Source organism: Pseudomonas schmalbachii, assembly GCF_017589465.1.
Classification (GTDB): domain Bacteria; phylum Pseudomonadota; class Gammaproteobacteria; order Pseudomonadales; family Pseudomonadaceae; genus Pseudomonas; species Pseudomonas schmalbachii.
In genome coordinates this window covers 118,667-136,976 of record NZ_JAELYA010000011.1, presented here as the reverse complement: position 1 = coordinate 136,976, position 18,310 = coordinate 118,667, and the positions used below count along the sequence as shown (strand labels likewise).

General features: G+C 60.5%; 16 protein-coding genes. 3 read left to right on the top strand and 13 right to left on the bottom strand.

The genetic code is table 11. The features are described from left to right. The 6 genes from JFY56_RS23170 to JFY56_RS23145 all read right to left on the bottom strand — a co-directional run. A partial coding sequence (locus tag JFY56_RS23170) for an ESPR domain-containing protein (RefSeq protein WP_268968897.1) occupies window positions 1-988 on the bottom strand: 988 nt, incomplete at its 3' end. 55 nt (window positions 989-1,043) lie between these two features. Continuing rightward, window positions 1,044-1,823, bottom strand: a complete 780-nt coding sequence (locus JFY56_RS23165; RefSeq protein ID WP_208316626.1) for a hypothetical protein — start codon at window positions 1,821-1,823, stop codon at window positions 1,044-1,046. 370 nt (window positions 1,824-2,193) lie between these two features. Then, window positions 2,194-2,679, bottom strand: a complete 486-nt coding sequence (locus JFY56_RS23160) for a hypothetical protein (RefSeq protein ID WP_208316625.1) — start codon at window positions 2,677-2,679, stop codon at window positions 2,194-2,196. A gap of 194 nt (window positions 2,680-2,873) precedes the next feature. Continuing rightward, window positions 2,874-4,667, bottom strand: a complete 1,794-nt coding sequence (locus tag JFY56_RS23155) for an ATP-binding protein (protein WP_208316624.1) — start codon at window positions 4,665-4,667, stop codon at window positions 2,874-2,876. 63 nt (window positions 4,668-4,730) lie between these two features. Then, window positions 4,731-5,054 carry an Hpt domain-containing protein gene (locus tag JFY56_RS24770; protein WP_408004457.1) on the bottom strand — a complete coding sequence of 108 codons (324 nt, stop codon included), beginning with the start codon at window positions 5,052-5,054 and terminating at the stop codon, window positions 4,731-4,733. A gap of 352 nt (window positions 5,055-5,406) precedes the next feature. Continuing rightward, complete coding sequence (locus JFY56_RS23145; RefSeq protein WP_208316622.1) at window positions 5,407-6,021, bottom strand: response regulator; 615 nt, start codon at window positions 6,019-6,021, stop codon at window positions 5,407-5,409. Window positions 6,022-6,679: 658 nt separating this feature from the next. On the opposite strand from JFY56_RS23145, the gene chrA reads away from it, so the two are divergent. Beyond that, window positions 6,680-7,876, top strand: coding sequence for a chromate efflux transporter (gene chrA, locus JFY56_RS23140; RefSeq protein ID WP_208316621.1), 1,197 nt, complete (start codon window positions 6,680-6,682; stop codon window positions 7,874-7,876). Window positions 7,877-8,108: 232 nt separating this feature from the next. On the opposite strand, the gene JFY56_RS24645 is transcribed toward chrA, so the two are convergent. After that, window positions 8,109-9,044 carry a site-specific integrase gene (locus JFY56_RS24645; protein WP_208316620.1) on the bottom strand — a complete coding sequence of 312 codons (936 nt, stop codon included), beginning with the start codon at window positions 9,042-9,044 and terminating at the stop codon, window positions 8,109-8,111. Between the two features lie 177 nt (window positions 9,045-9,221). Between JFY56_RS24645 and JFY56_RS23130 the strand changes: the two genes are divergently transcribed. Further along, on the top strand, window positions 9,222-10,232 hold the full coding sequence (locus JFY56_RS23130; protein WP_208316619.1) for a DNA-binding protein: 1,011 nt from the start codon (window positions 9,222-9,224) through the stop codon (window positions 10,230-10,232). Window positions 10,233-10,353: 121 nt separating this feature from the next. Then, entirely contained in the window at window positions 10,354-11,760 is a 1,407-nt protein-coding gene (locus tag JFY56_RS23125) for a homospermidine synthase (protein ID WP_208316618.1), read from the top strand. 169 nt (window positions 11,761-11,929) lie between these two features. Here JFY56_RS23125 and JFY56_RS23120 read toward each other — a convergent pair whose 3' ends face one another. The 6 genes from JFY56_RS23120 to JFY56_RS23095 all read right to left on the bottom strand — a co-directional run bounded on the left by JFY56_RS23120 (window position 11,930) and on the right by JFY56_RS23095 (window position 17,813). After that, window positions 11,930-12,529, bottom strand: a complete 600-nt coding sequence (locus tag JFY56_RS23120; RefSeq protein ID WP_208316617.1) for a GNAT family N-acetyltransferase — start codon at window positions 12,527-12,529, stop codon at window positions 11,930-11,932. Next, the gene (locus JFY56_RS23115; protein ID WP_236033045.1) at window positions 12,526-13,587 is read right to left on the bottom strand and encodes an alpha/beta fold hydrolase; all 1,062 of its coding nucleotides are present in this window, start codon (window positions 13,585-13,587) and stop codon (window positions 12,526-12,528) included. Before JFY56_RS23115 ends, JFY56_RS23120 begins: the two co-directional genes overlap by 4 nt. Window positions 13,588-13,594: 7 nt before the next feature. After that, window positions 13,595-14,068, bottom strand: coding sequence for a hypothetical protein (locus JFY56_RS23110; protein ID WP_208316616.1), 474 nt, complete (start codon window positions 14,066-14,068; stop codon window positions 13,595-13,597). 729 nt (window positions 14,069-14,797) lie between these two features. After that, on the bottom strand, window positions 14,798-15,883 hold the full coding sequence (locus JFY56_RS23105; RefSeq protein ID WP_236033042.1) for an alpha/beta fold hydrolase: 1,086 nt from the start codon (window positions 15,881-15,883) through the stop codon (window positions 14,798-14,800). Continuing rightward, window positions 15,867-16,340 (bottom strand): hypothetical protein, encoded by a 474-nt coding sequence (locus JFY56_RS23100; RefSeq protein ID WP_208316615.1) that lies wholly within the window; start codon window positions 16,338-16,340, stop codon window positions 15,867-15,869. Before JFY56_RS23100 ends, JFY56_RS23105 begins: the two co-directional genes overlap by 17 nt. A 135-nt stretch (window positions 16,341-16,475) precedes the next feature. Next, entirely contained in the window at window positions 16,476-17,813 is a 1,338-nt protein-coding gene (locus tag JFY56_RS23095) for an alpha/beta hydrolase (RefSeq protein WP_208316614.1), read from the bottom strand. Window positions 17,814-18,310 lie beyond the last annotated feature (497 nt).

Genomic DNA, 18,310 nt, shown 5'->3' with positions numbered 1-18,310 from the left:
CGATCGAATCGGTGCCGGTGGCCGAAGAGTCGGCCAGGGTGGACTTGGCGTGGAAGTACTTGATGCCCGCGCCGTTGTCGATGTCGTCGATACGGGTGTCGAGCTTGCCAACTTCCTGGTTGGTCGCATACAGCTGCGAACCGTTGATGGCATCGGTGCTAGTGCCGCTGACGCGGCCGGCGGCCACGTTGGTGATGGTACGGTTGGCAGTGCCGTTGCCGACGCTCACCGTGGCGATCGGTGTGCCGCCAGCATAGTTGTAGCTGGTGCCCGCTACCGTACCGGTTGCCGTGGTGACCGCTGCCGCCGTAGTTGTATAGCTACCCAGTGCCACCGAGTCAGTCTTCGAGGCATTCGCACTTACACCTAACGCGAGTGCGTTCCCCCCCACGGCCTTCGCACCGGCGCCACCGGCAAAATTATACCCGCTATCGCTGCTACTCCCTGCTTCTGCTGCCATGCCGAGTGCAACATCACCAACTTTATAAGTTCGTGAGGACAACCCAATCGCGACAGAGTTGACTCCCTGTGCATACGCCGCCGCACCAACAGCCGTGCTCCCCTGACCGGCTATGGCATACGAACCTATGGCCGTCCCCAATTGAACCGTTGCTGTTGCATAAGAACCTAACGCAACCCCCGCGTTTGCTGCACCCGCCACCGCCCCAATTGCGACGCTTTGTACAGCCTGTCCGTTAATACTGGTATTGCCAGAGCCACCTACGCCATAAACCACGAGGGCGTCACCTGCCGAAGCGTATGTCCCAATAGCTACCGCATTAACATCAGGCGAACTACCTCCCCCCGCAACATAAGCTGATGCCGGCCCAGCCAGGAAGGCCGCAGCCAAAACACTGCCAGAGGCGCCAGCACGAATTGCCAAGCGACGGCTGCCATTCTTGCCCTTGCCCTTGGCAGTGGCGAATTCACAAGCCACCACCCAGGCATTCAGGGCCGCATTCCAGACCAGACGATAAACTTTATTCATAGCCACTCCCTTGCCGGCTCGTGAGGAGCCGGCTGCTTAATTGTCCAAGAGGTGATTAACGGGAAACGGTTTGCAGCGCGGCGATAACCTGCTCGAGGAGCGGTCGTTCGACCGAGACGCTGGATTGCGGTAGCTCGCGTTGGTACAAGCGCAGAGCGGAGGGTTTGTCCTGACGGACGTACTGCAGGTAACCGCCAGCGAAGAACGCCGCCTCGGCGCGGGCATCGCGCCGGAACAGCTCATCGGTGACGGACATCGCATCGATGGCGGCGTATACCGCCTCCACACTGCCCTTGCCGGCATACAGGTCAGCCAGGGCTTGTTGTTGGGGATTGGCGGCCTCCACCTTGGCACTGGCGTTGGCCAGCGTGCGTTCGAGTGCCGCAGGCTCACCGCCATCGCGTGCGGTCAGCCAGAGTTGCCAGAGTTGTGCGTAGCCGACATCACGCGGGTTGCCGCCGCTGCTGGCAATGGCGTCGAAAGCCTTGCGGGCGTCGGCGAAACGACCGAGCACGGCCAGATTGACCGCTGACGGCACGGCACTATCAGTGTTGAGCTGAGTGCCCTGGAGCGCGTCATACCATTTGCGTGCCTGCTCATGGCGACCGGCAGCGTCATCGGCAACGGCCTGCTTGTAGATAGCCAGGAGGGTCTTCCGATCAGTTTCGCCAGCATTGCTGGAAACGACCTGACCCAGTGGAAGCCTGCTCAGCAGGACCTGGTGCGACTGCTCGGCGTCGAGCGACCCTGCAGCACTAGCGCTGTTTATTAACACAGCAACGACGAATGTACTGAATACAGCGCTGCGCAACACATCAAAAGTGGCGCGCAGCAATGGCGCACGTACTTTTGACCGAGGGGGAATAGGTGGAAATCCTTTTCCAAATACTCGTCCATAGTTCCGGAAAGAGAAATGAGACTTGGAGGAAGCGTTCATACTGAAAACACATGGTTGGTTAGTGCGCTTGCAGGATACGGGTCTCTTTGCTTTTACTCTGTCAGGGCTTCCTTCGGAGTGTGTAGGAAAACGCCTTATGAAACACCCTTCAGACTTATCGAATTCTTATGAGCAATTCTCACATCACTCACTAGGAATACGAAACATAATGCTAAAGAGCAATCGCAAATAACACAAAAGAGGTACGCCTGACCGAGGAATTTTTCTTTACAAAATCCCAGCAACCGGAGCCTGGAGGATACAGGCATCACGCCTTACTGATATTCCGACAGAACTCGGGGAAGGAATTTATTGGCGTCATGGAATTCCTGGCAAGGCTCAAAACATCCAGATCCTTGACCCGGTAGAACACCAGACTATCGATCAGCTCGCGAAATTTGGCGAAAGTGACGGGGTGATTCAGCACGCGCAGCAATGGAATCCTGTTATCCCAGGCCCACTGATAGAGTTGCTCTTTTTCCAGATCTGTTGTTTTGCCAATCAATACCAACTGGCCAAATGAGTTTTCCCTATTCATCGATTGCAACCTGGAGAGCGTGTCAGCCTCAGGGGTGAAATCGGCATGAATGAAAAGTTCATAATGGTTTTGTTTTACAAGCGCCTTCTGCAGCTCATCAAAATCAGTGCATAGATTCAGCTTGAAAAGCTGCAGACGATTCAACAGAACGCTGTACTCAATCAAGCGGCCTGGGTTGGAGCACAGGACCATTACCTTGCACGAAAGAGACGGCATCTGAATGCTGGTATCGAAATGAGCGATACCGTTACTTTAGGCGTGTGAAACATGAAGCTATATACGAATCAACTTACAAGATTGTAGGAAAACGCTCTACCTATCAAAATATCTCGCTGACGGTCGAAAACGAAAATCATGCTTGTCTGCCAAGCGAGCCCACTAGCCGGGTATTCTCCGGCGCAACGCACGGCCTATCGTATTGCAGGCAGCATCACTTTTACGGTAACGCGGGTGCCCTGCCCCGGCTGGCTTTCCAGCTCCAGTGAACCATTCATGAGGTCCACAAGTCGTTTGCACAGCGCCAACCCCGCTCCGCTCCCGCGACGGCGAATTTGCTGGTCATCCGTACCTTGCACGAACATTTCGAACATACGGTGCTGGTCGGTAAGCGGAATTCCTATCCCGCTGTCTTTCACGGTCAGCGTCACCGCGACCAGGCCACTTCCCCGACCTTCGGTTCCAAGGGTCACATCTACCCTGCCCTGATCGGTGAACTTCACGGCGTTGCTCACCAGGCTATCGACCACACGGCAAAACGCGCCCGGGTCGATCCACACATCAGGCTGCTGTGCGGCGGTGGTGTCGAGGCCAAGCTGTAACCCTCTCTCCTGAGCGACAGAGCGGTAGCCGTTCATTATCTGGCGTAGCAGCAGATCCAAATTCAGGGGCTCCGGCCGCAGCGAATGGTTGCCCTCCTCCAGACGCAGGAAGCTCTGGAAGTCATCGAAAAGTGTCTGCAGGCTCTGCGCTGCTCCTTTGGCAACAGCTATCGCCTCGCGCTGCCTCATCGAGTCGACCTGTTGCTGGGCCAGATCCAGCATGGCGGTGACGGTGATGAGCGGCCCGCACATTTCCGTGGTGACAGAAGAGATGAAGCTCACTTTCTCCCGATTGGCCATTTCCAGCTGCAGGTTGGACTCCTCCAGATCGATGAGCGTTGTGCTGCGGTCAGTGATATCGGTGCTTCCGCAAATCAGGCCAATCAGACTCCCCCGGGTATCGCGATAGGGCCTCCCCCAATGGCGAAGAATCCGCTGCTGCCCCTTGATGCTCAGGACGATGTCGGTTGTATAGGCCTTCCCCTGTCTGATCGAGGCGACCAGGCGCTCATGAATCCAATGGGTGTCTTCGCCGACGGTGAAATTGGTTTCGTAGATGAATCGCCCTATCACCGCCTCTGGCTCAACGCCAAAGGTTTCGAGGTATTGCTTGTTGCACATGATCATGCGCCCATCGAGGTCCCAGACGGATATGGTGGTGGGCATGGTATCGATCGCTTCGCGCAGCAGATCCAATTCATGCTGCCTTGCCTCGTCCAGGCCAGGAGGCGTGGCGCCTGCCTCTGTCGATTCGACGTCCGTCACCAGTCCGGCATGCCGAGCGGTATCGATAAGCTCCAGGAATGAGTTCGCATGCAGCTTCTGCATCATGCGGCTTTTGTAGGTGCTGATCGTCTTTTCGCTAAGAAGAAGGCGCTCACTGATTACGGAGTTGCTCATTCCCTTTGCCAGCATCTGCAGAACAGTGAGCTCGCGATCGGAGAGTTTCTTCAACTCCCCGTCGATTCGGTCGTTGCCAAAAGCGGAACCTTGCACATGCCCAATGTCGTGGGGGAAGTACGTGTTCCCATGCAGCAGGGCCTTGACGGCAAGGTTTACCTGGCGGAGATCCTGCTGCTTGCTGACGAAGCCCATGGCGCCAGCCTCCTTGCAACGCATGGCAAAATAACCAGGGTTCTGGGCAGTCAATACCAGCACTTTCACGTCAGGGTTCGACTTCGTCAGACGACGGATTATTTCCAACCCCCCAAGACCTGAGACCGATAGCTCCAGGATCAACAGATTTGGTGAATGCTGGCGCGCCAAGGCTAGCGCTTCGGTGCCATTGCCAGTCTCCGCGACTACGACAAGGCCTTCTGCTTCCATCAGCAGCCGGAGCGCGTGTCGGGTGACAGGCTGCTCGTCCACGATCATCACGGTTTTCATCTGCCACTCCCTGATATCCAGATGCGTGCGCAGCCGGGCCGTCGGATCAGGAAAGCAACTCAGCTATTTCCCGCAATGGCCCTCAGCTGCTGGAAGCGACGCTAGGCTTTCCATGATTGACTTTAGTTGTATCTGCAAAGTATCCAAGGCTTGAAGTAGCGCCTGAACGACCCGCCGGAGCTCGTGAGCCTCCATGCCGCCCTCACAGCCTTGTTCGAGCAAGGAGCAGCCTTCCTGTACCGGCAGCGCACCTATCAACCTTGCGGAGCCCTTGATGCGATGGGCAAGGCACATGAGGCCTTTCCGGTTACCCTGAGCCAGCAAGGATTCGATTTGATTGGCATCATCACGGTTGCTGGAGCAAATCTGCTCTATCAGGCGTTGCATCAGCTCAGGATTGTTGCCGGCTATATTTTCGAGGGCATGAATGTCGAAGGCACCCGCACTGCCCCCTGCAGGCGCCATTGGTGGAACATGCCCATGGCATTCTCGAATACCTTCACGCCCGACTGGCTTGAACAGGCCGTTCCCCATCTCAGTAGCCCTCCACTACGTTTCCATACCATCTGACCACGACAGCATGTCGAGTCCGCCTCACTATTTGATTCTGCATCGACCAATGCATCGAAACGTTGCCAGTATCTCGATGACTTCCTTAGGATAACCACGGCTTAACATCTGGAGATCACTGAAAAAGTTTCAGCTAGAAACTGAGCCAGCTAACATTTCTTATTCAGTCTCAAACTACTGCGTTACGTTTTGCAAAATCAACTATATCTACAAGAGACTTCATCCGAAGCTTCTTTAGCAGTCGGGTTTTATAGGTACTCACCGTCTTTATACTTATGAGCATTTGCTCTGCTATTTCCTTACTTGCGAATCCCGACGCCAGGTACTGGAGCACGATGATTTCCTTATCAGAAAGGCTTTGCAGAATATCATCGTCTTCTCGCTTACAAAGTGACCGCCCATTTATAACTGGGAAACAGTCATATCCAGATAAGATTGCATTAACAGCGCCCATCAAATCTGCAAGCCCACTTTGTTTGCTGATGAATCCTGCCGCACCCGCCTCCAGACTACGCATGGCAAACAACGATGGCTCCAGGCTACTGAGAACCAGCACCCTGACTGGCAACTCTGCTTGAGTCATACGACTTATAACCTCCAGGCCCTGAAGTTTTGGAATTCCTATATCCAGAATAACCAGATCAGGAAGCAATTCCTTCGTCATATATAAAGCATCAACACCATTGTCCGCAGTGCCAACAATTGTGTGCCCTTCCTTTTCCAGCATGGCGGTGACCGCCATGCAGACAACAGGGTGATCATCAACAATAAGAATCCTGCTCACAGCACATCTCCAGTCATTTAGCCAACCGATTGAACTGAAGATATCCTCCAAAGCTTTCTTGTCGAGACAGGAAGGTGCGCGTTTATGGCCCCTAAGCGTTTTCCTACACAACTGACTTACGATTCCTACAGACGCGACAAGGAATGTAATCGATTTCCGACATCGAAATAGCCATTCTCCTTGCCAAACGCGTCACACTCCGGGCTTTCGATCGACCCTTCCATTGACCTGAGTCCAGACTTGCCAAGCTTCCAGAATTCCCTTATCGCGAGAACAGTGAAAACTGAGCGAGTGTCCCTAGGAGTTCTCCCACTAACCAGCCCGCGCCTCACTCCTCCAATGGCCTTCCCTCTGCGAAAGGCATGAGCGAGCCTACTTTTGAAACAATATAAGAGCCATAAAATCGACTTACAGCAGAGTCGCAGCAAAAGTTCAACGGAGAGAAAACAGGTTCAAATCTATTTGTTAGCAGGAACACTGTGAAATATTTATCAGGAGACCATCCACATCCATTGGATGTTGCATCGATGCAGGGCTATAGCGAACACTTCATTCGGAGGATCAGCCAGAATGCAGAACTCAGCCAACGGCCTCACGGCCCTGTTCAGGCATGCCCGCTTGGCGAGTGAACATAGACATACCTGATTAGGAAATTCGAATGTCCCTGCCAGACAAGACGGATCGCAACGCCTGGTTGGTTTTCCTGATATTCCTCCGGCTCGGCCTGACCTCGTTCGGCGGGCCGGTTGCGCATCTGGGCTACTTCCGCGATGAATTCGTGAGCCGCCGACGCTGGCTCAGCGAGCGCAGCTATGCGGACCTGGTCGCGCTATGCCAGTTCCTGCCGGGGCCGGCGAGCAGCCAGGTCGGCATGGCGCTGGGCCTGTCTCGCGCGGGCTATACCGGTGCGCTGGCTGCCTGGGTCGGATTCACTCTGCCCTCGGCGATCGCTCTGATCCTGTTTGCGATGGGGATCGCAAACTTTGGCGACGCCATGCCGCCCGGCGTGCTGCACGGACTCAAGGTAGTGGCGGTCGCGGTGGTCGTTCAGGCGGTCTGGGGCATGGCGCGCAACCTATGCCCGGATGCCCCACGCATAACCATCATGCTGATCGCGGCCTGCCTGGTGCTGCTGGTGCCGACGACATGGGGGCAGGTCGGCGTCATCGCTGCCGGAGCTTTCGCTGGCCTGCGGCTGTTCAAGCCGCGCCAGGTGGAGCCCCACGATCCGCTGCCGATCAGCGTCAGGCATCGCACCGGGGTGATCTGGCTGGCGCTGTTCTTCTCCCTTCTGATGGGCCTGCCGCTCCTGGCCAGGCTCGTTCCGGGTCAGGCCATCGACCTGGTCGATGCCTTCTATCGCACCGGCTCGCTGGTGTTCGGCGGCGGGCATGTGGTGTTGCCGCTGCTGCAGGCCGAGGTGGTGGGCCGGGGCTGGGTAGACAACGAAGCATTCCTCGCCGGATACGGTGCGGCACAGGCGATACCCGGGCCGCTGTTCAGCTTCGCCGCCTTCCTCGGCGCCTCCATGAACGACCAACCGTCAGGCTGGCTGGGCGGGCTGGTCTGTCTGGTGGCAGTGTTCGCACCATCCTTCCTGCTGGTGGTCGGCGCCCTGCCATTCTGGGAAAGCCTGCGCCGCAACGTTCGTACGCAGGCCGCGCTGGCCGGGGTCAATGCGGCGGTAGTGGGCCTGCTGCTGGCCGCGCTCTATCAGCCGGTGTGGACCAGCGCGATTCATCGACCGCAGGACTTCGGACTGGCACTGGCGGCACTGGTCGCCCTGATGTTCTGGAAGCTGCCGCCCTGGCTGGTGGTGCTGGGCAGCGCCGTGGCGGGATGGCTGCTGGGCTGAAGCCAAGTTGGCGCTGGACTGCGTAGGATGGGTTGAGCAGAGCGATACCCATCGGTCTCTGGCACCCCAGCATGGGTATCGCTTCGCTCAACCCATCCTACGGAGCACGTCCTCCCGACAGTTTCGCGTAGGTTGGTTACAAACGTTGGCGCTGAGCTTGCGAAGCCCAACGGTGTGACCGCCCGACAAATGTTGGGCTCCGCTCAGCGCCAACCTGCGAGAGCTCGCATATTCATTCCGCAGGCAACTGCCGGAACCCTCCCGGGAAAAACGTCCCCGCCTCCACATAGCGCAGCGCCGACTTGCCGTCCTTCCAGCCGACGTAGCTCATCAGCGACTTCTGGTCCCAGCCGCTGCGGGTCGCCCAGGTGGCGAAGCCGCGGCGCAGGGAGTGGCTGCTGTAGAGTTCCGCCGGCAATCCCGCGCCGCTCAGGATTCCGCGCAGCAGTGGAATCAGGCTGTTCGGATGCAGCGCGCTTTCCGCCAGCCGCCCCCAGCGGTCGATGCCGCGAAACACTGGCCCATAGGCGATGCCCGCCGTGGTGATCCAGTCGAGATAAGCCTGCACTGGGCACAGGCGCGCCAGCGCCGGAGCCGAGTGGGTCACGCCGAGGCTGTCGCGATCCGCCTTGCTGCGCGGCAGGAAGATGCGCATGCCCTCCCCGGCCTGCGCCTGGATGTGTTCCACCTGCAGGCGACATAGCTCGTCGCTGCGGAAAGCACGCCAGAAGCCCATCAACAGCAGCGCCCGATCACGCTGGCAGCGCAGCAGAAGGCCATAGTCTCCAGACTCCCGCGCCTCCTGCGACTGCCGCTCCAGCCAGGCGACACAGCGTTCCAGTTCGCGCAGTTGCAGCGGCTCGGCCTGCTTTTCCTGCTGAGGATGCAGGGTGCGGATGCCCTTGAGCACCTGGCGCACCACCGGCGTCTTGGTCGGATCGGGGAAGCCCTGGCTGACATGCCACTGCGCCAGTGCGGCAAGACGCAGGCGCAGCGTGTTCTGCGACAGCTTGCCGGCGTGATCCACCAGATAGCGCACGATGGCATCGCTGGTGGCCGGCAGGAAGCCGCCCCAGCTCACTTCGAAATGCTCGATGGCCGCGCGATAGCTGCGCCGGGTGTTCTCCCGCGTACCGGCCCGCAGGTACCGCTCGATTTCTTCGCTCACCTGCCTTTCCTCTTTTCGTACCGCTGGACGCGTACAAACCGCGCTTTCACGTCATGATATTTGATAATTCGTCATTATCCATTTTCATTTTATTCGTCGTCTAGCGCTGATACTAGCCGTAACGTAATATGTTCATACATGGTATGTAATACAGTACAAAATCGTAGGAGTGATGGCATGGCGCGAGGCGGGATAAACAAGGCGGTGGTGCAGAAAGCCCGGCAGACCCTGCTCGCCCGTGGCGAACATCCAAGCATCGATGCTGTGCGGGTGGAGCTGGGCAATACCGGCTCGAAAAGCACCATCCACCGCTATCTGAAAGAGCTGGAAAGCGAAACGAGCGCCGCGCCGCCCTCACCCGCCACGCTGAGCGAGCATCTGGCGTCCCTGGTGGAAGAACTGGCAGCGCAACTGCAGGAGGAAGCACAGGCTTCGGTCGCGCAGGACCGCGAACAACTGGCGCGGGAACGGCTGGATTACCTGGCCCGCCTGAACCAGGCGGACAGCCGCATCCAGCAGTTGGAAAGCGAACGCACGGAACTGTCTGGCCAGTTGCAGGAAACCCGCCAGGAGTTGGAACAGGCGCAACGGCAAGCACAGGAAGCCGCCGTGGAAATCGCCCGCCTGCGCCAGGCCGACCATGATCTGCAGACCCGCCTGGCGGACCGCGACGAGCAGGTGCGCTCGCTGGAAGACAAGCATCGCCATGCCCGCGATGCGCTGGAGCATTACCGCCAGGCCAGTAAGGAGCAGCGCGAGCAGGAACAGCGCCGGCACGAGACGCAGATCCAGCAGTTGCAGGTGGAGCTCCGCCAGTTGCAGCAGGCGCAGATCGTCAAGCAGGACGAACTGACCCGCCTGCATCGTGACAACGAGCGCCTGCTCGCCGAAGCACGGCAGATGCTCAAGGAACAGCGCATCCACACCGGGCAACTGGAGCAGCAGGAGCGGCTCATCGACGAGTTGCGTAGCACCCTCGCCCAGGCCAATGGCGCGACGGCCGCGCTGGAAGAACGCACACAGCATCTGCAGGCAGAGGTCGCCCGGCTGAATGCAGCCATGGATACGCAGCAACAGCAGGAGCAGCAACTACGGGAAAGGCTGGACGAAACCACCCTGCAGCTGAACGAGACCGCGATGCAGCTCGCCCTCCTGCGCAACGCCGCGACGATAGAACCGGAAGCATGAGTAATCGATGACTGGCGGCTAAGCTTCTAGTGACAGCCCGGTCAATCCGGCCGGGAAGGCGGCGACGGCCCTTCTCGCTGTGGAGCGAATCAGGTTGCGGCGTTGCCTCCGGAGTAACGTCATGGACAAGAAGCAGCGCAAGCAACATTTCACTGGCCGCCTGGTCATGCTCGGTTTCGGCTGCATCGGCCGCGGTGTCCTGCCGCTGCTGCAACGGCATATCGACCTGCCCGCCGAACGCATACTGATCATCAGCCCGAATCCGGCCGAGCAAACGCTGGCCCGGCAACTCGGGCTGCCTGTACTGGCCTGCGGGCTGACGCCGGACGACTACCGTCAGAAACTGACAGCCGAACTGCAGCGCGGCGACTTCCTGCTCAATCTTTCCGTGAGCGTCGCCACCCATGCGCTGATCCAGCTCTGCCACCAGCTCGGCGTACTTTACCTGGACACCTGCATCGGTCCATGGAGCGGCGGCTATGACGATCCGGCGCTGAGCATCTCCGCGCGATCGAACTACGCCCTGCGCGAAACGACGCTGGGACTGCGCAACCGTCTCGGCCCCGGCCCCACTGCAATCGTCAACCATGGCGCCAATCCCGGCCTGGTTTCCCATCTGCTCAAGCAGGCTCTGCTCGATCTTGCGCGCCCCGCCCTGGTCCCCGCCACGCGGGAAGAGTGGGCACGCCTGGCACATGGACTCGGGGTGCGCTGCATCCAGATCGCCGAGCGCGATACCCAGCTATCCGGCACCGCGAAGGCGATGGGCGAATTCGTCAACACCTGGTCGGTGCCGGGCTTCATCAGCGAGGCCGCGCAACCGGCGGAAATGGGCTGGGGCAGCCACGAGCGGGCAATGCCGGACGACGCTCGGCGCCACGAGTTCGGCAGCCAGGCGGCCATCTATCTGCAACGCCCGGGCGGCACCACGCGGGTCTACGGCTGGACGCCCCTGAGCGGCCCGCAACAGGGCTTCCTGATCACCCATGGCGAGGCGATTTCCATCGCCGATTACCTCACCATCGGCGACCCGCTGGCACCGGATTATCGCCCCACGGTGTTCTACGCCTATCACCCTTGCGATGACGCGGTGCTGTCGCTGCACGAACTGGTCGGGCGCCACTGGCAGCCACAGGAGCGACAACGCCTGCTGCTCGACGACCTGCTCGGCGGCGTGGATGCGCTGGGCGTGCTGCTGATGGGGCAGGAAGGCGATGCCTACTGGTACGGCTCGCAGCTTTCAGTCGAACAGGCCCGCGCACTCTGCCCGCGCAACAGCGCCACCAGCCTGCAGGTGACGGCCTCGGTGATGGCCGGAGTGGTATGGGCGATGCGGAATCCGGACAGGGGAATCGTCGAACCCGACGAGATACCGTTCGAGCCGATTCTCGAACTGTGTCGCCCCTATCTCGGCGACCTCGGCGGGACCTTCACCGACTGGACGCCGCTGCAGGGGCGGCGCGCCCTGTTCCCCGAAGACCTCGATTACGACGATCCCTGGCAGTTCAGGAATTTCCGGGTGTTGTGACGGGGGAAAGACGTAGGGCGGATGCAACCCGCCAGGATGGGAATTGTGCAAATGGCGGGTTTCACCCGCCCTAGCGGATTTGTAGGAGCAACTGTCTTGCGGCGAGGGTGCTTTTTGTAGGATGGGTTGAGCGCAGCGATACCCATCGCCGCGTTCAACCATCCCATCCTCAGTTCCCCAGCGACTCGGGCAGGCCGAAGATCTCCATCAGCGACTGCACCGCCGTCACGTCATGGCTGAGCAGCGCGATGTCGTAGGCCTTGCCGTCGCGATCCTTGACCTGCCTGGTCAGCACCGCCTCGGGGCGGAAGCCGAGTTCCTCGAAGGCGCCAATCGCGTTGGTCTGGTCGACCGTCATCTGCACGGTAAGCTTTTCCAGTTCGAGGCCGAGGGCGACGGCGAAGCTTTCCTGGATCAGCCAGCGGCCGAGGCCGCGACCGCGCCAGGACGGCGCCGACAGCACGCGCAACTCGCCGACGTGGCGCGACCAGGACAGGTCGTCGACGACGATGGCGGCACAACCGACCAGCTCGTCGCCATGGAAGGCGACCAGGCTGTGCAGGCGACCCTGATCGATGGCCTCCATCCAGGCCGCGATGACCTTCGGGTGGCTGATGTCACGGCGCACGAACAGCAGGTCGTGGCTGGGCAGCGTCTGGATGAAGGCGGTGAACGCCGGGCCATCCGCAGCGGTCATCAGGCGGATTTCCACGCGGGAATCGCCGAACGGCATGCTGCGCGGGTATTTGCGAAGTACGGACTTGTTCATATGGAGCGATTCCCCAGCCATTGATCGAGCTTCGGCCACATGCGTTTTACCGCAGACGGCCCCGTTACCAGGCTAAGGTGGCCGCCCGGCAGCATCAGTTCTTCCTTGTCTTCCGAACTCACGCCCGCCACCAGCGGTTGCGCGCAGTCCGGCGGCACCATGTGGTCGTACTGCGCGATCACGTGCAGCAGCGGAACGCGGATGTTCTTCAGGTCCACCTGCCTGCCGCCGATGCGCATGGTGCCTTGCACCAGGGAGTTCTTCTCCATCAGCTCACTGGTGATCTGCCGATGATACGCGCCGGCCAGCGGAATGGTTTCGGCGCCGAAGTTCATCATCAGGCGGTAGGCATGGACGTAATCGTCGTTCCACAGGTTGTCCAGCAGGCGGATATGGCCAGCGATGCGGCTCGCCGGGCGGATCATGTCGATGGTCCTGGTGATCGTATCCGCCGGAACCAGCCCGTTGGAATCGACCATGCGCTGGGGTTCGACCTGCACGCCCGCGGCCAGCTTCTTGAACACGACCTTCGACCAGTCGGTCGGCGTGGTGAACAGCACCAGGTTCTTCAGCGGACCTTCCGGATGCAGGGCGGCATAGATGGTGGAGAGCACACCGGCCATGCAGTAGCCGATCAGGCTCACTTCCTGCTCCCCGGTATCCGCCTGGATGCGGCGAATGGAGTCCGGGATGAAATCGAGCACGTAGTCCTCGATCCGCAGGCCGCTTTCCGCTGCGGTCGGCGCGTTCCAGTCCATCACGTAGACGTCGTAGCCCCGACCGAGGAGGAACTCGACCAGGCTCTGGCCCTTCGCCAGGTCGAAGATCGAGGCCGAGTTGGTGGTCGGCGTGACCAGCAGCACGGGGACGCGGTAGATCTCGTCCACGCTGGGGTGGTAACGGTACAGCGACAGCGTGCCGCGCCGGTGCAGCAGGGTACGCGGCGTTACGCCCGGTCGCGGGCCGGAGGTGGTGACGTACTCGAAGCCGTTGAGGCTGCGTTTTACCAGTTGGTTGACTTCCGAGCGCAGGCGCTTGACGAGAGAGGTATCGGACATTTTGCGATCACGGAGCGATGACATCGCTCACCTCCTCCTTCTTCGCTTCCTGCGCGGGTGCCGCAGCCTTGGCCTTCGGCTTGGCAGCCGCCTTTTTGGCCTTCGGCTTGGCGGCAGGCTTGGCCGGTGCAGCGGCCTCTTCCACCGGGGCCGGCCGGCGCGTACGGGCGGGACGCGGAATCAGCGCCGCCTTTTCGGGAGCGGGCAGCAACTGGTCGAGCTTGTCCTCGACGCGCTGCACGGCGGCGGCGAGCGCGGTGACTTCCTGGCGGCTGGGCATGTCCAGGCGCTTGAAGATGGTCTCCAGCGACTTCTCGGAGATGTACTGCACGCCATGGGTGACCTTGGTAATCCCGCTGATCGCGAGGGCGAAATCACCCGACTCCAGCTTGCGGGCGGCCAGGGTATTGACGCCGTTTTCGATCTTGGTCAGCGCGTCGCGACACATCTTCAACGGGTCCGGAATCAACGAAAATGCCACAACGAACTCCTCGTGAGTCTCTCTCACTAAATGGAACCTGAAATGTTCAAAGGGTGAACAGGTGTTGTTTCTGCTTGCCCACTGCCGGAGCGCGCGCAACGCGCACCGATGACCGTGACGAACGATCGTCGCGGGCAATCTTCTTCTGGCAGTGGCCGAATTCGGCGAAATCGGGCGTTGCGGGGGTGTCGCCGCTGCGCCCGGAACCACCCGCGAGGACCGGGTGGATATCGCCACATCGCTTTCGTGGCGTGGAGGATCGAAGTGCTTTTGGCGCCTCGTCCACACATCATTGGTTCGCTCGGGGAGGCATGGCGCGACATGCGCCGAATCCCTCACCGGGCTGAATCCTCGGAAGCGGACTTCTCCGGTAGCGTCCCACCAGCAAATGCTGTGGAACGGCAGACACATCTGAGAACTTCAGTCCGAGCCGCACCGAAATCCATAGGCTGGTGCTTGCTCCATATTCTTACGGGCGCGGAGATCTCACTGGGAAATCGAACCTTACCTCGTAGGAATTTTCTTGTTCTTGTGCATAGATTAATCAGCAACGATTGTTATTTCCCTACCCGCACAGGGTGGTAGGCGTGCTTCAGGTCTCGGCAGCGACAAGCGGCAAGCCCCTCGGCGCAGCAATCGGAATGTTCCTCCCCCGCCTCTGCGATGGGTGCAAATGACGAGGTTCGCCGCATCGAGCCTGCGCGGCTCGATGCAACGGGGACGATGCACTCAGACCGAACGCACGCTCAGCCACTGGTCGAGCTTCGGCCACATGCGTTTGACCGCTGCCGGCCCTGCCACCAGGCTGACGTGGCCGCCCGGCAGGATCAGTTCTTCCTTGTCGGTGGAGCCCACGCCTTCCACCAGCGGCTTGGCGCACTCCGGCGGGACGAGGGAGTCGTACTGGGCGATCACGTGCAGCAGCGGAACCTTGATGTTCTTCAGTTCCACCGGCTTGCCGCCGATCCGGATGCCGCCCTCGATGAAGCCGTTCTTCCGGATGTATTCCTTGTGCATCTGCTGGAAGAAAGCGCCGGCGAACGGCATGGCGCCGGAACCCCAGCTGATCATCATGCGATGCGCCTTGACGTAGTGGTCGTTCCACATGTTGTCCCACAGGCGGAGCTGGCTGGCATAGCGGGTCGCCGGGCGATGCAGGTCGATGGCCTTTTCGATGGCGGCCGCCGACAGCAGGCCATCCTTGCCGATCATGCGGCCGATGTCGAAGGAGCCCTTGTCCAGCATGTTGTGGAAGAACATCTTGGTGAAATCGGTCGGCGTGGTGAACAGCACCAGGTTCTTCAGCGGACCTTCAGGATGCAGCGCCGCATAGGTGGTCGACAGCACGCCGCCCATGCAGTAGCCGATCATGGAGACGTCGTCGCAGCCCGAATCCTGCTGCACCCGGCGCACGCTGTCCGGAATGAAGTCGAGCACGTAGTCCTCGAATTTCAGGCCGCTTTCCGCCGCGGTGGGCGCGTTCCAGTCGATCACGTAGACGTCGTAGCCGCGACCGATGAGGTACTCGATCAGGCTCTGGCCCTTGGCCAGGTCGAAGATCGAAGCCTTGGCGTTCAGCGCCATCACCATCAGCAGCGGAACCCGGTAAACCTCGCTGGCGGTGCTGTGATAGTGGTACAGCGCCAGGGTGCCGCGACGGTGCAGCAGGGTGCGCGGCGTGACGCCGACCTGCGGGTGCGGGGTGGTCAGGTACTCGAAACCCTTGACGCTACGCTGTACCAGTTGGCTGACTTCGGTGCGCAGGCGCTCGACCAGCGAGCCTTCGGACGACTTGCGTTCACGCAGCGACGACATCTTTGCTGTCCTCCTGCGCGGCGTCTTTCACTTCAGCCTGGACTTCCACTTTCTCCTCGGCCTTGGCCTTCGGCTTGGCGGCACGCTTGGCCGGAGCCTTGGCTTTTTCCTCGACCGCAGCCTCGGCTACCGCCGGGCGACGGGTACGCGCCGGGCGCGGCACGGCCGCTTCCTGCTTCGGCAGCAACAGGTCAAGCTTGTCCTCGACACGGCGCAGGGCGTCGGCCAGGGCGTCCACTTCGGCGCGGGTCGGAATGTCCAGCCGGCGGTACACGCCGGAAATCGACTTCTCGGAGACATGCTTTACACCGAGGGTTACCTTGGAAACCTGGCTGACCACCTGCGCGAACTCTTTCGACTCCATGCGGCGAGTTGCGTATTCGTTCACGCCGGTTTCGACTTTGTTCAGGGCCTCGCGGCAGAGCTTCAGGGGATCAGGTAAAAACGACAACGCCACGCTTTACTCCTTGTGAATCATCACAATCACAATGTTGAAACGGTCGACTGCCGCGCACGCAGGCAATCACTCACAGCTCGACCGACGACCACCCTGTCCGAGGACTGGCGGTCACCGGCCGATCAATTCTTTTTTTCAGCCTCGTCCTGGCCAGGTCTGGCGCGCAGCCAGCCGGTCCATGCGGGCAATCACCCTGCGCCGGACGAAATCGGTCGGTACGAACAGGGGCGTCAACAAAAGTCGGAACGTCGAAGCGGCCTTCGGCGAGGCCAGGCGCACCAGCGTCCTGGTCCAGCCTTCGGTCGCCACCCAGGCGGTCAGGGTGGAGGTCGCCATCTCGCCGGCCTTGTGCGACAGGCCTTGTACGGCCGGCAGCGCTGCGTCGGCGATCTCGATGGTCCGATCCGGTGCCGGGCGATCATGGAACACGCAGACCAGTGCCTCGCTGATGCGCCGCAGCGCGTCGCGGCTGGCGCCGATCACCGAGTCGAAATTGAGGAAGCCGTGGAACTGCCCGGCATAGTGCAGCAGCTCCACCGGTACGCCCGCCGCACGCAGGCGCATGCCGTAGTCGATGCCGTCGTCGCGGATCGGATCGAAACCGGCGGTGACGATCACTGCCGGCGGCAGGCCGCTCAGGTCCGGGCTGCGCCGCGGCGAAATCCACGGGTCATGCAGATTCAGCGTGGTGAGCGAACCGGCGAGGAAGCCTTCGAGCATTTCCACGCCCTCGGCGGTGAGGAAATAGCCGCCGTTGAGGTTCTCTTCATAAGACGGGAACTTGTCCACCAGCTCGGTCGCCGGGTAGACCAGCACCTGCATGCGCAGCCCCGGGCCGCCGCGACGCTGGACTTCCTGGGAGATGGCCGCCGACAGGTTGCCGCCGGCCGAGTCGCCGCCGATCGCCAGGCGCGTGGTGTCGATGCCGAGCGCGGTGCCGTTGCGGGCGATCCAATCGAAGGCGGCGAGCACGTCCTCGCGGCTGGCGACGATATCGTGCTCCGGCGACAGGCGATAACGCACCGCGATGCTGATGCAGCCGGCCATGTTGGCGATGTTGCGGCAGATGGAGTCGGCCGAATCCAGGTCACCGATGACGAAGCCGCCGCCGTAGCACCAGAGGAACGCCGGAAGCAACTGGCTGGTATGCCTGGGCTTGAAGATGCGCAGGGTGATCGGGCCGCCGGGGCCATCGATCACCCGCTCGCTGACGGACGCCACCCGCGGCCGACGTCCCAGCGCCATCGCCGCCAGACGCCAGCCCTGGCGCATGCGATTCAGCGGGATGTTCCTGGTCGAGCGCGAGGAACGCGAAAGATTGACGAACCTCAGCAGCGCCCGCGCTTCCCGGTCCAGGGTGCCGGCACGCAATACCTGCGGAACACCTTCTCCGGGGAATATCGGCTGTACGGCAGCATCGTTCACGCCGTTCTTGCCCTCATGCTGTTCGAGACGGACTTGCCTACTTTCCATTCCTCTGCGTCCTTGTATGAAAACTGGAAGCGCGTTGTACGAAGCGTAGAAACACCATTGCAGAGTACCAACCGCCTCGGCAGAAGAACCTACCATTATCGGATGATCTGTCTGATGGCATTTGTGCCATTTGTGACCGACCGGTCAAATCACTGAAACGGCTCTAGGACGCGCATTTCAGGCAAACGCACGGCTGACCGATTCGTCTTTGGAAAGGGATTACGCTCGTCGGAAAAGGGGGACAAGCTTGTAGGAGCGCGCATGCCGTTGGGGGCAGCGCTCTTTGTAGGATGGGTTGAGCTTGCGATACCCATCATTCGCAACACCCATGGGTATCGCTGCGCTCAACCCATCCTACGGAACCACATGTGATCCGTAGGGGGAATGCCCACGAAGCTTTTGTGTTGCCGATGTTCGCGAGCAGAGCTCGCTCGGGTGAACCTCTACGTAGGGTGGAAAACGGCGAAGCCTTTTCCACCATCAAGCATGGTTCTGCG

Bases quoted from the DNA above. Each gene is read 5' to 3' on its own strand.
- JFY56_RS23160 (WP_208316625.1), bottom strand. From the start codon at position 2,679: ATGCCGTCTCTTTCGTGCAAGGTAATGGTCCTGTGCTCCAACCCAGGC.
- JFY56_RS23155 (WP_208316624.1), bottom strand. From the start codon at position 4,667: ATGAAAACCGTGATGATCGTGGACGAGCAGCCTGTCACCCGACACGCG.
- JFY56_RS24770 (WP_408004457.1), bottom strand. From the start codon at position 5,054: ATGCAACGCCTGATAGAGCAGATTTGCTCCAGCAACCGTGATGATGCC.
- chrA (WP_208316621.1), top strand. From the start codon at position 6,680: ATGTCCCTGCCAGACAAGACGGATCGCAACGCCTGGTTGGTTTTCCTG.
- JFY56_RS23130 (WP_208316619.1), top strand. From the start codon at position 9,222: ATGGCGCGAGGCGGGATAAACAAGGCGGTGGTGCAGAAAGCCCGGCAG.
- JFY56_RS23125 (WP_208316618.1), top strand. From the start codon at position 10,354: ATGGACAAGAAGCAGCGCAAGCAACATTTCACTGGCCGCCTGGTCATG.
- JFY56_RS23120 (WP_208316617.1), bottom strand. From the start codon at position 12,529: ATGAACAAGTCCGTACTTCGCAAATACCCGCGCAGCATGCCGTTCGGC.
- JFY56_RS23115 (WP_236033045.1), bottom strand. From the start codon at position 13,587: ATGTCCGATACCTCTCTCGTCAAGCGCCTGCGCTCGGAAGTCAACCAA.
- JFY56_RS23105 (WP_236033042.1), bottom strand. From the start codon at position 15,883: ATGTCGTCGCTGCGTGAACGCAAGTCGTCCGAAGGCTCGCTGGTCGAG.
- JFY56_RS23095 (WP_208316614.1), bottom strand. From the start codon at position 17,813: ATGGAAAGTAGGCAAGTCCGTCTCGAACAGCATGAGGGCAAGAACGGC.